At 65.6% G+C, this 13,987-nt stretch carries 9 protein-coding genes; 7 read left to right on the top strand and 2 right to left on the bottom strand.

Annotated elements, in window-relative coordinates:
* Together ACFFJ7_RS04765 and ACFFJ7_RS04760 are read left to right on the top strand one after the other, a co-directional pair.
* Entirely contained in the window at positions 1-894 is an 894-nt protein-coding gene (locus ACFFJ7_RS04765; protein WP_377590912.1) for a glycosyltransferase family 2 protein, read from the top strand.
* A 126-nt stretch (positions 895-1,020) separates the two neighbouring features.
* Positions 1,021-2,103 carry an acyltransferase family protein gene (locus ACFFJ7_RS04760; protein ID WP_377590911.1) on the top strand — a complete coding sequence of 361 codons (1,083 nt, stop codon included), beginning with the start codon at positions 1,021-1,023 and terminating at the stop codon, positions 2,101-2,103.
* Here the strand turns inward: ACFFJ7_RS04760 and ACFFJ7_RS04755 are convergent.
* A complete protein-coding gene (locus tag ACFFJ7_RS04755) occupies positions 2,066-2,695 on the bottom strand; it encodes a CatB-related O-acetyltransferase (RefSeq protein WP_377590910.1) in 630 nt (209 codons plus the stop codon). The two genes, ACFFJ7_RS04760 and ACFFJ7_RS04755, sit on opposite strands and share 38 nt — an antisense overlap.
* A gap of 137 nt (positions 2,696-2,832) precedes the next feature.
* Here ACFFJ7_RS04755 and ACFFJ7_RS04750 point away from each other — a divergent pair, with 137 nt between their 5' ends.
* A complete protein-coding gene (locus ACFFJ7_RS04750) occupies positions 2,833-5,154 on the top strand; it encodes an NADP-dependent malic enzyme (protein WP_377590909.1) in 2,322 nt (773 codons plus the stop codon).
* A 129-nt stretch (positions 5,155-5,283) separates the two neighbouring features.
* Here the strand turns inward: ACFFJ7_RS04750 and ACFFJ7_RS04745 are convergent, their stop codons facing one another.
* Positions 5,284-7,155: an aq_1923 C-terminal domain gene (locus tag ACFFJ7_RS04745; RefSeq protein ID WP_377590908.1), complete on the bottom strand. Its 1,872-nt coding sequence runs from the start codon at positions 7,153-7,155 to the stop codon at positions 5,284-5,286.
* Positions 7,156-7,595: 440 nt separating this feature from the next.
* Here ACFFJ7_RS04745 and ACFFJ7_RS04740 point away from each other — a divergent pair, with 440 nt between their 5' ends.
* The 4 genes from ACFFJ7_RS04740 to ACFFJ7_RS04725 all read left to right on the top strand — a co-directional run bounded on the left by ACFFJ7_RS04740 (position 7,596) and on the right by ACFFJ7_RS04725 (position 13,672).
* On the top strand, positions 7,596-8,048 hold the full coding sequence (locus tag ACFFJ7_RS04740; protein WP_166947677.1) for a hypothetical protein: 453 nt from the start codon (positions 7,596-7,598) through the stop codon (positions 8,046-8,048).
* Positions 8,049-8,168: 120 nt separating this feature from the next.
* Positions 8,169-9,215, top strand: coding sequence for a dihydroorotase (gene pyrC / locus ACFFJ7_RS04735; RefSeq protein WP_377590907.1), 1,047 nt, complete (start codon positions 8,169-8,171; stop codon positions 9,213-9,215).
* Between the two features lie 168 nt (positions 9,216-9,383).
* The gene (gene pyc, locus ACFFJ7_RS04730) at positions 9,384-12,845 is read left to right on the top strand and encodes a pyruvate carboxylase (RefSeq protein ID WP_377590906.1); all 3,462 of its coding nucleotides are present in this window, start codon (positions 9,384-9,386) and stop codon (positions 12,843-12,845) included.
* Positions 12,846-13,024: 179 nt separating this feature from the next.
* Positions 13,025-13,672: a cold-shock protein gene (locus ACFFJ7_RS04725; RefSeq protein WP_166947668.1), complete on the top strand. Its 648-nt coding sequence runs from the start codon at positions 13,025-13,027 to the stop codon at positions 13,670-13,672.
* The last annotated feature ends 315 nt before the right edge of the window (positions 13,673-13,987 follow it).

Here is a 13,987-nt window from a genome sequence, read left to right as displayed (position 1 = left end):
ATGGAGCCGGTCGACGCGGTCGTCGTCAGCTTCAACAGCGCCCGCGTGTTGCCCGCCTGCCTCGATGCACTGAGGCGGGAGGGCGCGCGGGCGATTGTCGTCGACAACGCGAGCAGCGACGATTCCGTGGCGGTTGCGGAGGCACACGGCGCGTATGTCATCCGCAATCCCCGCAACGAGGGTTACGGCCGCGCCAATAACATCGGCATCCGCATGGCGGCGGCCGATCATGTGCTGATCGTCAATCCCGATGCCGTACTCGGCCCCGGCGCGCTGGCGCTGCTCGTCGCGGCAGCCGGGCGCTATCCCGATGCGGCCCTGCTCGCGCCGCGCATCGTCGAGCGGGAAGGGCGCTTCTTCTTCCAGTTCCGCTCGCTGCTGTCGCCGTATCTTCCTAATCCGAAGGCCATCCGGCGCTTTCCGGAGGGCGATTGCTGCGCCCCTTTCCTCTCGGGCGCCGTGCTGCTCGTGCGGCGCGCCGCCTTTCTCGATGCCGGCGGGTTCGACGAGAACATCTTCCTGTTCTACGAGGATGACGACCTGTGCCGGCGCCTTGCGGATGCCGGTCATTCACTCGTCCATGTGCATGAGGCCACGGCGCAGCATCAGCGCGGCGCTTCGAGCGCACCCGATCTCGCACGCGCCTTCAACGCCCGCTGGCACCTCGCATGGTCGCGCGCCTATATCAGCCGCAAATACGGGCTGCCCGACCCCGCGCCGGGCATGGCGCTCGTCAACGGCCTCAAGGCACTGGGCTCGCTGCTCATTCTCGATCGTGTCCGCGCTGTCCGCTACGGCGGTTCGGCGGCCGGCGCCTGGGCGTGGCTGCGGGGCCGCAACGCGCTGTCGCGGCAGGGGCTTGAGCCGGGCGCCGCGACTTCCCCCGGCAGGTGAGGGCCGGAAGACGACGGGAGCGGAACGGCGCCGAAAACGGGACGTCATTCGCGGTTTCGCAATTTGTAACGATTCTGCTATTTGTGTTCGGGTCAGTCCGGCTGTCGTCGGCAATCGGGAACCTGAATGGCGGAAGATTCATATCGGTACGGCGCCACCATCGAGACGGCGATGGCGCGCGGCGGCGACAATTTCAGTCTGATCCGCCATTGCCTGGCGGCGGCGGTCGTCGTCTCGCACGCCTTCAGCGTCGGCACCGGCATCGGTGCGGATGAGCCGCTGCATGCCACGACTGGTTTTTCGCTGGGTGAGCATGCTGTCAACGGCTTCTTTGCCGTGTCCGGCTTTCTCGTCACCATGAGCTTCATGCGGCGCGGGCCGCTCGACTATGTCGTGGCGCGCGCACTGCGCATCGCGCCGGCGCTCGTCGCTGCCGTTCTGCTCTGCGCTTTCGTCATGGGCCCGCTGCTGACGCAGCTGTCGCCCGGCGACTACTTCCGCGATCCGATGTTGTGGCGTTTCGTGCAGGCGACGCTGACGACGCTGAAAAGCACCGCGCCGCTGCCGGGTGTGTTCGAGGACAACCCGTTCCGGTTCGCGCTCGGCACGGTCTGGACGTTGAAATACGAGATCGCCTGTTATGTTCTCGTGCTTGCCATCGGCATGGCCGGCGTATTGCGCCGCCGGACACTGGTTCTCGCCGGCGTCATTGCTCTCGCCGCGGCGAGCCTCCTGCTCGATTTTCTGTATCCCGAGGCGGGCAAGGGCCAGCAGACGGCGATCCGGCTGCCGCTCATCTTCATGACAGGAAGCCTGCTCTTCCTCTATCGCGACCGGGTTCGCCTCGGCCTCCTGCTCCTCGCGGTGCTGGCGTTCGCGGTGTGGCTTGCTGCCGGCACGCCGCTCTACCGGACGTTGCTGTTCGTGACGCAGGCCTACGGCGTGCTGTGGTTCGCGCTCGCCGTGCCGCCGCTGCTGCGCAGGCCCCCGCGGGCCGATCTGTCCTATGGCCTTTATCTTTATGGCTGGCCGGTGCAGCAGGTTCTGTTCGGCTTCTTTCCGCAGATCGCCGCGTGGGCGATGATCGGGCCGGCCCTCGTGCTGTCGGCGCTCGTCGCCGCGTTGTCGTGGTATCTCGTCGAGCAGCCTGCGCTTGCCCTCAAGGGCCGGCTTATGCTGACAGCGCGCCGGTCGTCCGCAGCCGCCTGATGGCGTCGATCAGTTCCGGCGTCCGCTCGCTCTGCAGCAGCGGCAGCAGGGTGGCGATGGCGGCGTCGGGCAGATCCCACCAGGCCGTGTCGAGGAGAGCGTCGATGACGTCGGGCGGGAACCTGTGCCGGACGACCTGCGCCGGCACGCCCGCCACGATCGCATACGGCGGTACATCGCGCGTTACCACCGCCCGTGCCGCGATCACGGCCCCGTGGCCGATGGTCACGCCCGGCATGATCATCGCCCCCGATCCGATCCACACGTCCGATCCGATCGAAACGTCTCCGCCGCCCGCGCGATAATCCGGCAGTGTCTCGCTGCCAGGCCACCGGTCCGGGAAGGCGGAAAACGGGTAGGTCGTCGTCCAGTGCAGGTGATGGCCGCCGCCGAGCAGAATCTCGACCTTGTCGGCGATGGAGCAGAAACGCCCGATGGCGAGGCTGTGCCCCTGGTCGGCGAAGCGCACCTTGGGGTGGCCATAGCTATGCGCGCCAACGGAAAATCCGTAACGGCGAATATCGCGCGCCAGAAAAAGCCGCGTTTCATTGTGCGGATTGCGCCAGCGTTTCACACGTCTGAAAAGGGACATCAGCTATTCCTGGAACGCAAGCCGAAGGCGGGACAGAGCATTGACGAACGTGCACCGACACGCGACAAACGGACGGCGGGACACCAGACCCGGAAATTCGTACCAGCCATTCGCCAAAGACAGGGGACATCGCGCCAATGACCGGCAATATCTCGCAAGATCTCAAATCGGGGGCTCTCTTCTATCACCGCAACCCCCGGCCGGGAAAGCTCGAGATCAAGCCGACCAAGCCGCTCGGCAACCAGCGCGACCTCGCGCTCGCCTATTCGCCGGGCGTCGCCGTTGCCTGTGAGGCCATCGCGGCAGACCCGACGGAGGCCGACAGCCTCACCACCCGCCAGAACCTCGTCGCCGTGGTGTCGAATGGCACGGCCGTGCTCGGTCTCGGCAACATCGGGCCGCTGGCCTCGAAGCCGGTGATGGAGGGCAAGGCCGTCCTGTTCAAGAAATTCGCCGGCATCGACGTGTTCGACATCGAGGTGGCGGAAAACGACGTAGAGCGCCTCGTCAATGTCGTGGCCGCGCTGGAGCCGACGTTCGGCGGCATCAACCTTGAGGACATCAAGGCGCCGGAGTGCTTCGAGGTCGAGGAGCGGCTCAAGCTGCGCATGAACATCCCGGTGTTCCACGACGACCAGCACGGCACAGCCATCATCGTCGGCGCGGCCGTCACCAACGCGCTGGCGCTGGCAGGCAAGCGGATCGACAAGGTCAGGATCGTCGCTTCCGGCGCGGGCGCGGCGGCGCTTGCCTGCCTCAACCTGCTCGTGTCGCTCGGCGCGCGGCGCGAGAACATCTGGGTGACCGACATCGAGGGCGTCGTCTACGAGGGCCGCGCCGCGTTGATGGACCGCTGGAAGGCGATCTATGCCCAGAACACCGACAAGCGAACCCTTGGCGAGGTTATCGAGGGCGCGGACATCTTCCTTGGTCTCTCTGCGGCGAACGTGCTGAAGCCCGAGATGGTGAAGAAGATGGGCGAGAAGCCGCTCATCCTCGCGCTCGCCAACCCCAATCCGGAAATCCTGCCCGAGGCGGCGCGCGAGGCGCGGCCCGATGCGATGATCTGCACGGGGCGTTCGGATTACCCCAACCAGGTCAACAATGTCCTCTGCTTTCCATACATTTTCCGCGGCGCGCTCGATGTCGCGGCTTCGACCATCAACGAGGCGATGAAGGCCGCGGCCGTCAAGGCAATTGCGGAACTGGCGCGCGAGGCGCCCTCGGAAGTGGTGGCGCGCGCCTATGGCGGCGAAACGCCCAACTTCGGCCCGGAGTCGCTCATTCCGAACCCGTTCGACCCGCGCCTGATCCTGCGCATCGCGCCCGCTGTCGCGAAGGCAGCCATGGAATCGGGCGTCGCGCGCAAGCCCATCGCGGATTTCGATGCCTATGCCGACTCCCTGAACGGTTTCGTGTTCCGCTCCGGCTTCATCATGAAGCCGCTGTTCAGTCAGGCGCGTTCGGAGCCGGGCCGCGTTATCTACGCCGAAGGCGAGGATGAGCGCGTGATGCGGGCGGCGCAGGCGGTGGTGGAGGATGGCATCGCGCGGCCCATCCTCATCGGCCGTCCCGCCGTGGTGGATGCCCGCCTGAAGCGCTTCGGCCTGTCGATCGAGGCGGGACGCGACTTCGATCTCATCAATCCGGAAGACGATCCGCGCTACCGCGACTACGTTGCCACCTATCTGGAGGCTGCTGGCCGCAAGGGCATCACGCCGGATGCCGCGCGCACGCTGATGCGCACAAACCCCACCGTGATCGCCGCCGTGGCCTTGCTGCGGGGTGATGCCGACGCGCTGATCTGCGGGGTGGAGGGCCGCTTCGACTCCCACCTCAAGCATATCCGCAACATCATCGGCGTCGCGCCGGGCGTCGACGACTTCGCCGCGATGAGCCTCGTCATCACCTCGAAGGGCCATTACTTCCTGGCCGACACGCATATTCGCCCCGATCCGACCGCGCAGGAAATCGCGGATATGGCTGTCTCCTGCGCCGTCCATGTGCGCCGGTTCGGGATCGAGCCGCGCATCGCCCTGTTGTCGCATTCCAACTTCGGTTCCGCCGACACTGCTTCGGCGCGCAAGATGCGCACTGCGCTGGCGCTGCTGCGCGAGCGCGCGCCCGATCTTGAGGCCGACGGCGAAATGCAGGCCGATGCCGCGCTGTCGCAGGTGGTGCGCGACCGGGCACTGCCGTCCTCGCACCTCAAGGGCGCGGCCAATGTGCTGATCCTGCCGACGCTCGACGCCGCGAACATCGCTTTCCAGTTCGCGCGCGTACTGGCGGACGCGCTGCCGGTGGGTCCCATTCTTCTGGGCCCGGCAAAGCCCGCACACATCCTGACGCCGTCGGTCACGGCGCGCGGCGTGGTCAACATGACGGCGGTTGCCGTCGTCGAGGCACGTGCGCAGACCGAAACGCAGCGACAGGCCGGCGCGCAGCCGCAGCGGGCCTGAGCAGAGCCGGCAAGGCGCCTCCCGTCGGGCCGGGATGACTTTTCGCTGAATCGTCATCCCGATCCATCTCTCTGATCGAGCATGATCTTTTTCCGGGATCATGCTTTGGCGGGCGCCTTGTCGCGATGCTTATTCGTTTGCCGTGCTGATGTCGAAACGGTCCAGAATGGCGCGCGGTTCGGAGGCGCCGAAATCGATGGTGCCGATGCCGACGCCGGCGGGATCCCTGGCCGTCGCAGTCAGGGCGAGTTTGCCCGGCGAGTTTGCGAAGCGCGCTACCGCTGAGGCGATCTTTCGTGCGGCGGCGGAGTCGCCGATGACAGCCGGAATGCCTATCGTCGCGAGTGCGGCGAACTGCTGCTTGACGTCGTCCGGGCTGGCATCCGCGGCTTGCCGCTTGACGATCCGCTCGAACAGGCCCTTGTTTTCAAGGGTGAGGGTGATGTCGTGCAACGTGGCCTTGCCGAGCGCCTGCAACGCCAGATCGGTGTCGCCGGAAAAGGCGCGCCTGTCCACCTGCCCGAGCCGTGCTCGCACGTCGATGCTGCCGATTTCTTTTCCCGACAGAGACAGTGCCTCGACGGCGAGCCGGCCGCCCTCCGCTGTCCAGTGTCCGCGCGCGGTCGCCGAGAGGGTGACCTCGTCGTAGCCCAGCTCCCGCAACTGGTTGACGCCGTCATTGTCGGTCGCGGGCAGGAGCGCATGAAACCCGTCGAGAACGGTTTCGAACTGCGCGCTATCCCCGTCCGGCACAAGATCCGTCATGCTGGTGAACGAGGCGATCGAGAAAGCCACCCGTCCAGATGCGTCGTTCACCTGTTTCCCGTCCGCATCATCGATGTTGAAATCGACGTTGACATTTTCGACGCGCAGCCGCCCGCCCTCCGGCGCGAGGCGCGCGTTATCGAGCGTGATATCGGGGTTGTCCGGATCGGGCCGCGCGGCCTCGGCCAGCGCGCTTGCCGTCGACCTGAACGAGAGATCCTCCACAGCGAAAGTCCGCACCGAGGCCTTGCCGGCGTTGCCTTCGAACGTAATTCCCTCGAACGAAAATCCTAGCTTCCGGTCGATGAAGCGGGTTCGGATCGTATCGACGCGCAGGGAATAGTTGTCCTCTTTCGCGTGTGCGCCGGTCTGCGAGACGGCGACGCCCGAAGCGGTGGTCTCGCCCAGTTCGAGGCCGGAGAGCAGGCCGGCAAGTGCCGCGAGCACCTTGCGCTTGCCGTCGGGCGACAGTGAGTCGAAATTGCCGCTCCCAGCTTCCGCCAGTCCGGCCAGTTCCGACAGGGAGGTGCTGCCCGGTCGCACGGAGAGGCCCTCGCCGTCGATTCCGGCAATCTCCATCGAAAACGTGGCGTCGTCCGCGTTGCCGGTTACACGGTAATCCTTGATTGAAAACGGGCCATGGAGGGGCTGCACAGGCTGCTCCCGATCCCGCGCGGCGCCGTCCGTTTCATCGCCGCCGAAAAGGCGCGCAAGGAGCACGGTATCGAATTTCTCGACCGAGGTTTCGCCTGAGGTGCCGGTAAACTGTACCTTGTCCCCGCTGTCGTCGGTGAGCGTGGCCGTGACGGCGCTGCGCGCGGAGCGGAGCGATCCGATGACGCCGTTGACGACATCATGCAATTCCATGTCGAAATAGGTTGTCACCTGCCGCACGCCGCCGGAGTGCTGCGTCACGGTCAGTTCGGGGATCGCGATGCGCGTCGCCGACAATGTGCCGAGACGTGCGGGCAGCGATCCGGCCCCCGTGGCGAACAGCGCCCGCAGTTCCGCTTCCGGCAGGCTGGAGCCGGTAATGGCCGCGCTCGGGATCGCGATCTCGACTCCGTTTCCGGAAATCCCGATATTCGCGAGAGAAATGTCAGAGGCAGCGTATGCCGCAGAAGGCCCCAGGAGGGCGAGGAGCGATGGCCGTGCCGGCTCCCCGCCAGGGAAGGACGATCCGGCGACGACGAAGGCGGCAACCAGCGTGCCGATAATGCGAGAGGCACAGGACATGCGATTCCCCAACATGCGGCCGGGCAAGGATGGATTGCCGCTGACGATCAGTGCTGAGAACGTAACACGTACAAGCACAGACTGTCAATTTCCGCTGGGCATGTTCAGATTCCAGATCGCAAAATAGTGATGAGTGTAATTCAATTACAAATGCCATGAAAAAGAAAGGTTAATGACTTGCGAATATTTATAACGTCTTCTTGATGCGAGTTTATGGATGATGTTTTACAAAAAATGAGGGATTCATAAACTCTCTTTCGCTCCGTTATTGATGCCGGGCATTGCGGGGCGGGGGTTGTGGGGAGGCGGGCGCCGTATGAGAGCAGGCATTTTTTCCTTGTCATCGCCCTCACATTGGTCATGCATATGGTGCCTGCCGTTTCAGGGGCTCCCGGTGTTCGTGTAAAGTGGCGCACGAATCAGGTAATGGAGATTGCAAGATGAGTGACGCGACCTCTCAGAATCCGCAGAACGGGGCGCAGGAACCGCTGGCCCTGACGTTTCACGCAGAGGTCGGCGAGGGCGATCAGGTCCTTCTGAAGGCGCGCTCCCCGCACGCCGAAACCGCCCTGCCGCTGACGAGCGCGCAGGCAGCGCATCTCGGGCGCGCGCTCCTGACGGCCGCGGTGGCAACCCATGCCGGCGCTTCACGTCCGGTTGCCGGCACGCCGGTGGACGATTGCCAGTTCCCAGTTTTGCGCTGGATCGCGGCGCGCTCCAGCCGCAACGGGTTTCCGCTCGTCACGGTGATCCTGCCAGGCAATGTCAGCCTCACGCTGCAGCTTGACGACAGCTCGACGGTGAAATGCGGCGAATCGCTGATCAGGCTGGCGCAGCGCGGCGCCGAGGACGCTAACGGCACGCAGGACGGCGGACTGCCGCCCATCATCTGACGCGCGCTGTGCCGGCAGGTCGCCGCGCGGGTGACAATTCTATATGCGCAGCCCGCGAGGCCTGCTACAACGCGGCCCCGAGTGCGGGAGCAATAGATACAGCAGCGCGGAACATGTGGCATGACTGACAGCCTGACAATCCTGCAGCCGGACGACTGGCACGTGCACCTGCGCGATGGCGACATGCTCGCGGCGGTGCTGCCGGCGACGGCGGCACATTTCGGCCGGGCAATCATCATGCCCAATCTCGTGCCGCCCGTCGTGACCGCCGCGCAGGCGCGGGACTATCGCGGCCGCATCCGCGCCGCCCTGCCGCCGGACACCGCCTTCACGCCGCTGATGACGCTTTATATGTCGGACGATACGGCGCCCGAAGACGTCGTGGCCGGGCATGCGGAAGGCACAGTTGCTGCGGTGAAGCTTTATCCGCAGCATGCGACGACGAATTCCCATTTCGGCATCAGCGATATCGCGAAGGTCTATCCGGTGCTGGCGCGCATGGAGAAGGCGGGCGTGCCGTTGCTGGTGCACGGCGAGGTCGCCGATCCGGAGGTGGACATCTTCGACCGCGAGGCCGTGTTCCTGGAGCGCGTGTTCGATCCGCTGGTGCGCCGCTTTCCGGGCCTGACCGTCACGCTGGAGCACGTGACGACGCAGGAAGGCGTGGACTATGTGACGGGCGCGCGCGAAGGCGTCGGCGCGACAGTGACGCCGCACCATCTCATGTTCAACCGCAACGCCATCTTTCAGGGCGGCATCCGACCGCATTATTATTGCCTGCCGATCGCCAAGCGCGAACAGCATCGGCAGGCCCTGCGGCGGGCGGTGACATCGGGCAATCCGCGGTTCTTTCTCGGCACGGATACGGCGCCCCACCCCCGCCGGGCGAAGGAGGCCGCTTGCGGCTGCGCGGGCCTGTTCGTCGCGCCCGTGGCGCTCGCCACCTACGCGCAGGTATTCGACGAGGAAAGTGCGCTAGGCCATTTCGAGGCTTTCGCCAGCCTCAACGGGCCGCGTCACTACGGCCTGCCGGCGAACACGCGCCGGATCGTCCTTCGGCGTGCTTCCCGCTTCGTGGCGGAAGACCTCGATGTCGCCGGCGGCGATCGGGTCCATGTGTATCGCGGCGGCGAGAGCGTGGGCTGGACGGTGGAGAGCGTGGGCTGAGCGGCCGTTTCGCGCCCGCCCCGCGCGGATCGAAAAGGATGCTTGCAATGCGTCCGGTTTGGCAACAAAACCGTTTCGATAGACAGAATCGGCAACAAACGCCGCCGATCGGGGGTGGCGAGGGCGTTGCGCCTGGAAGATGCGCGCGAGCGGGTAGGGGAGCTGTAGATGAAGATACGCCGTCTGCTTGTGGCCAACCGGTCGGAAATCGCCATTCGGGTTTTCAGGGCGGCGGCGGAACTTGGGATCGAGACCGTCGCCATCTATGCCGAGGAGGACAAGCTCTCCCTGCATCGCTTCAAGGCGGATGAGGCGTATCAGGTCGGCAAGGCCCAGGAGGGGCGCCGGCAGCTTGGGCCGCTTGAGGCGTATCTGTCCATCGATGAAGTGATTCGCGTAGCGCGCGAGGCGAAGGTCGACGCCATCCACCCCGGTTACGGCTTTCTGTCGGAAAGCCCGGAATTCGCCGATGCCTGTGCCGCGAACGGCATTATCTTCATCGGCCCGCGCCCGGAGACGATGCGTACGCTCGGCAACAAGGTCTCGGCGCGCAACCTCGCCATTTCCGTCAACGTGCCGGTGATGCCGGCCTCCGATCCGCTGCCCGAGGATCCGGAGGCGGTCAGAACCATCGCGGAGAAGATCGGCTATCCCGTCATGCTCAAGGCGAGCTGGGGCGGGGGCGGGCGTGGCATGCGTCCGATCGAGGGGCCCGACAACCTCGTCAGCGTGGTCGCGACCGCGCGGCGCGAGGCGAAGGCGGCCTTCGGCAAGGACGAGGTCTATTTCGAAAAGCTCGTGCGCCGCGCCCGGCATGTCGAGGTGCAGTTGCTGGGCGATACGCACGGCGGGCTGGTGCATCTCTTCGAGCGCGACTGCACCATCCAGCGCCGTCATCAGAAGGTGGTCGAGCGCGCGCCCGCGCCCTATCTCGACGGGAAGCAGCGGGCCGAGCTGTGCGAGGCCGCGCTCAGGATCGGCCGCGCTACGGGCTATGTCGGGGCGGGCACCGTCGAGTTCCTGATGGACGCCGACACGGGGGCCTTCTACTTCATCGAGGTCAATCCGCGCATCCAGGTCGAGCATACGGTCACCGAAACCGTGACCGGGCTCGATATCGTCAAGGCCCAGATTCACGTGGCCGAGGGTGGGCATGTCGGCAACGTCGCCGAAACCGGCATTCCGCCGCAGGAGCAAATCCGCCTCAACGGCCATGCGCTGCAGTGCCGCATCACCACGGAAAATCCGGAAAACAACTTCATCCCTGACTACGGCCGCATCACCGCCTATCGCGGTGCGTTCGGCTTCGGCATCCGCGTCGATGGCGGCACGGCCTATTCGGGCGCGGTGGTGACGCGCTTCTACGACCCCATGCTGGAGAAGATCACCGCCTGGGCACCGACGCCGGACGAGGCGGTGGCACGCATGGTGCGGGCGCTGCGCGAGTACCGCATTCGCGGCGTGGCCACCAATCTGAGTTTCCTCGAAGCGCTGCTGAACCACGAAAAGTTCCTGCGCGGCGACTATACCACCCGCTTCATCGACGAGACGCCGGCGCTGTTCGCCATGCCGCGCAAGCGCGACCGCGCCACCAAGCTGCTCGGCTACCTCGCGGACGTCACGGTCAATGGCCATCCGGAGGCGCGCGGGCGCGCCCGTCCGCCGGCGGAGGCACGCTTTCCCGCGCCGCCGGCCTTCCATCGCGATGATCTGCCGGAAGGCTCGAAGCAGATATTCGAGCGCCTCGGCGCCAAGGGCTTCGCCGACTGGATGAAGGCCGAAAAGCGCGTGCTCGTCACCGACACCACCATGCGTGACGCGCACCAGTCACTGCTTGCCACGCGCATGCGCACCTTCGACATCGTCTCGGTGGCGGATGCCTATACGAAGGGCCTGCCCGAGCTTCTCTCGCTCGAATGCTGGGGTGGCGCGACCTTCGACGTGGCCATGCGCTTCCTTTCCGAGGACCCGTGGGAGCGGCTGGCGCTGCTGCGCGAGCGCGCGCCAAACATCCTGCTGCAGATGCTGCTGCGTGGGGCGAACGGCGTCGGCTACACGAACTATCCCGACAACGTCGTGCGCTACTTCGTCCGGCAGGCGGCCGAGGCCGGCATGGACCTGTTCCGTGTGTTCGACTGTCTCAACTGGGTGGAGAACATGCGCGTCGCCATCGATGCCGTGGGCGAGGCGGGCAAGCTCGTCGAGGGCGCGATCTGCTACACGGGCGATCTCGACGATCCGGCGCGGCCGAAATACGCGCTGAAGTACTACGTCGATCTGGCGAAAGAACTGGAGGCGGCGGGCTGCCACATCCTTGGCATCAAGGACATGGCTGGCCTGCTCAAGCCTTCCGCCGCGAAAAAGCTCGTGAAGGCGCTGAAGGAGGAAATCGGCCTGCCGATCCACCTGCACACCCACGACACCTCCGGAATTTCCGCCGCGAGCGTGCTGGCGGCGGTCAACGCCGGGGTGGATGCAGTCGACGCGGCAATGGACGCCATGTCCGGCCTCACCTCGCAGCCATGTCTCGGCTCGCTGGCGGAGGCGCTGCACAACGACGAGCGCGCCACGGGTCTCGATTCGGACGCCATTCGCCGCATCAGTTTCTACTGGGAGGCGGTGCGGGCACAGTACACGGCCTTCGAGAGCGACCTGCGGGCGGGGGCGTCCGAGGTTTATCTGCACGAGATGCCGGGCGGCCAGTTCACCAACCTGAAGGAGCAGGCGCGGGCACTCGGCCTGGAGACGCGCTGGCACGAGGTGGCGCGCGCCTATCGCGATGCGAACGACCTGTTCGGCGACATCGTCAAGGTCACGCCGTCGTCAAAGGTGGTCGGCGACATGGCGCTGATGATGGTGGCGCAGGAACTGGCGCCCGCCGACGTGCTCGATCCGGCACGCGAGATCGCCTTCCCGGCCTCCGTGGTGGAGATGCTGCGCGGCGATCTCGGCCAGCCCCCCGGCGGCTGGCCGGAGGCGCTGCAGAAGAAGGTCCTGAAAGGCGAGACGCCGTCGACCGCCCGCCCGGGCGCGCTCATCCCGGCGGCCGACCTCCCCGTGGAGCGGGAGACGGTGGCGGGCAAGATCGACCGGCCGGTCAGCGATCAGGAGCTGGCTTCCTATCTCATGTATCCGAAAGTCTTCACCGATTTTGCCATGACGAGCTGGAAGTACGGTCCGGTATCCACGCTGCCGACGCCCAACTTCTTCTATGGCATGCAGCCCGGCGGCGAGATTACCGTTGAGATCGAACGCGGCAAGGCACTCGTCATCCAGTTGCAGGCCATCGGCGAGACTGACGAGGACGGGCTCGTGCGCGTGTTCTTCGAGCTTAACGGCCAGCCGCGCATCATCAAGGTGCCGAACCGGGCGGCGGTGGCGGACCTGCCGTCCCGTCGCAAGGCGGAGGACGGCAACGACGCCCATGTCGCCGCGCCGATGCCGGGCCTGATCGCCACGCTCGCGGTGCAGGCGGGGCAGAGCGTGAAGGCCGGCGACGTGCTCGTCACCATCGAGGCAATGAAGATGGAAACCGCCTTGCGGGCGGCGCGTGACGGCGTTGTGCGTGAGGTTCTGGTGAGCGCGGGCAGCCCCGTGGACGCCAAGGATCTGCTGGTGGTGCTCGAATAGAGAGCTATCGACCCGATTACTCATTTTTCTCGCATTAACGTCCTCGCACATGGACGAAAACAAGGGTATGATGCTCCGTCGCCGGTAAACTGCGATGGAGAGGGGCCAACCATACGAATGGTTCGTGCGGGGGTTGCCTGTCCTGTTAACATTGACCACCTGTAGTTGGATCTTTCTGTATGAACCGATATGACGATTCCCGTGACGCGCGCCGGCGGGGCGCCCGTAGAGACGGTTTCGAGCCGCGCGATGGCGGGTATGGCCATTCCAGCCGTGACGACAGTGACAACGGCTATTATCCCCAGTCGATCGGCGGCCCGACGGGGCCCGCCATCGAAGCAACCGTGAAGTGGTTCAATCCGAGCAAGGGCTTCGGCTTTGTGGCCGCGTCGGACGGCTCGGGCGATGCGTTCCTGTCGCTGCGGACGCTGGAAGCCGCCGGGCATTCCGGGGCCGAGGCGGGGGCGCGCGCAATCGTTCGCCTGCGCGACGGTCCGAAGGGGCCTCAGGTGGCCGAGGTTCTCGAACTCGAAGACCTTCCGCCCCAGTCGCGTCCCGCGCGTCCGCCGCGTGCCGGCGGTTTCGGTGGCGGCTATCCGCCGCGTATCGAAGGGCCGGCCGAGGACATCAACGGAACGGTGAAGTGGTATAACCGCGACAAGGGCTTCGGCTTCGTTCAGCCCGACGACGGCGGCAGGGACGTTTTCGTTCACGCTTCGACGTTGCAGCGCGCGGGTCTCACCGATCTCGCGGAAGGCCAGCGCGTGCAGATGGGTGTCGTTGCCGGCGCCAAGGGCCGCGAGGCGTCAAACATCGCTCTCGATTGATATCGGGCCTCATGGGCTTGATGTCCGGTGGGACAACCGCTTCGGGTGTCCCGCAGACGGGGACGGGCTCATGTCCGTTCGTTGCAAAAACCGGGGTCGTGTCGTGCGGCGCCCGGCGCTATGGTGGTGTTGCTGCTCCCCGTTCCGGCCAATAAACGGCCTGTTTGGCGGATTGTCGATTTATCGCCTTGATTCGACCGTATGCTATCGAGTGTCGAATCAGTGTTATCTGGCAGCACGTCCGCAGGGGCATGCTGCTTTTTTCTTTTGATGGGTGAAGGTTGCGGCGGCACGGGCACCGCGCGGGCGGAAACA

Source organism: Pseudochelatococcus lubricantis (assembly GCF_042432495.1).
GTDB classification, from domain to species: Bacteria; Pseudomonadota; Alphaproteobacteria; order Rhizobiales; family Beijerinckiaceae; genus Pseudochelatococcus; species Pseudochelatococcus lubricantis.
The sequence above is the reverse complement of the archived record's forward strand: the minus strand, read 5'-3'. Positions and strand labels throughout refer to the sequence as shown.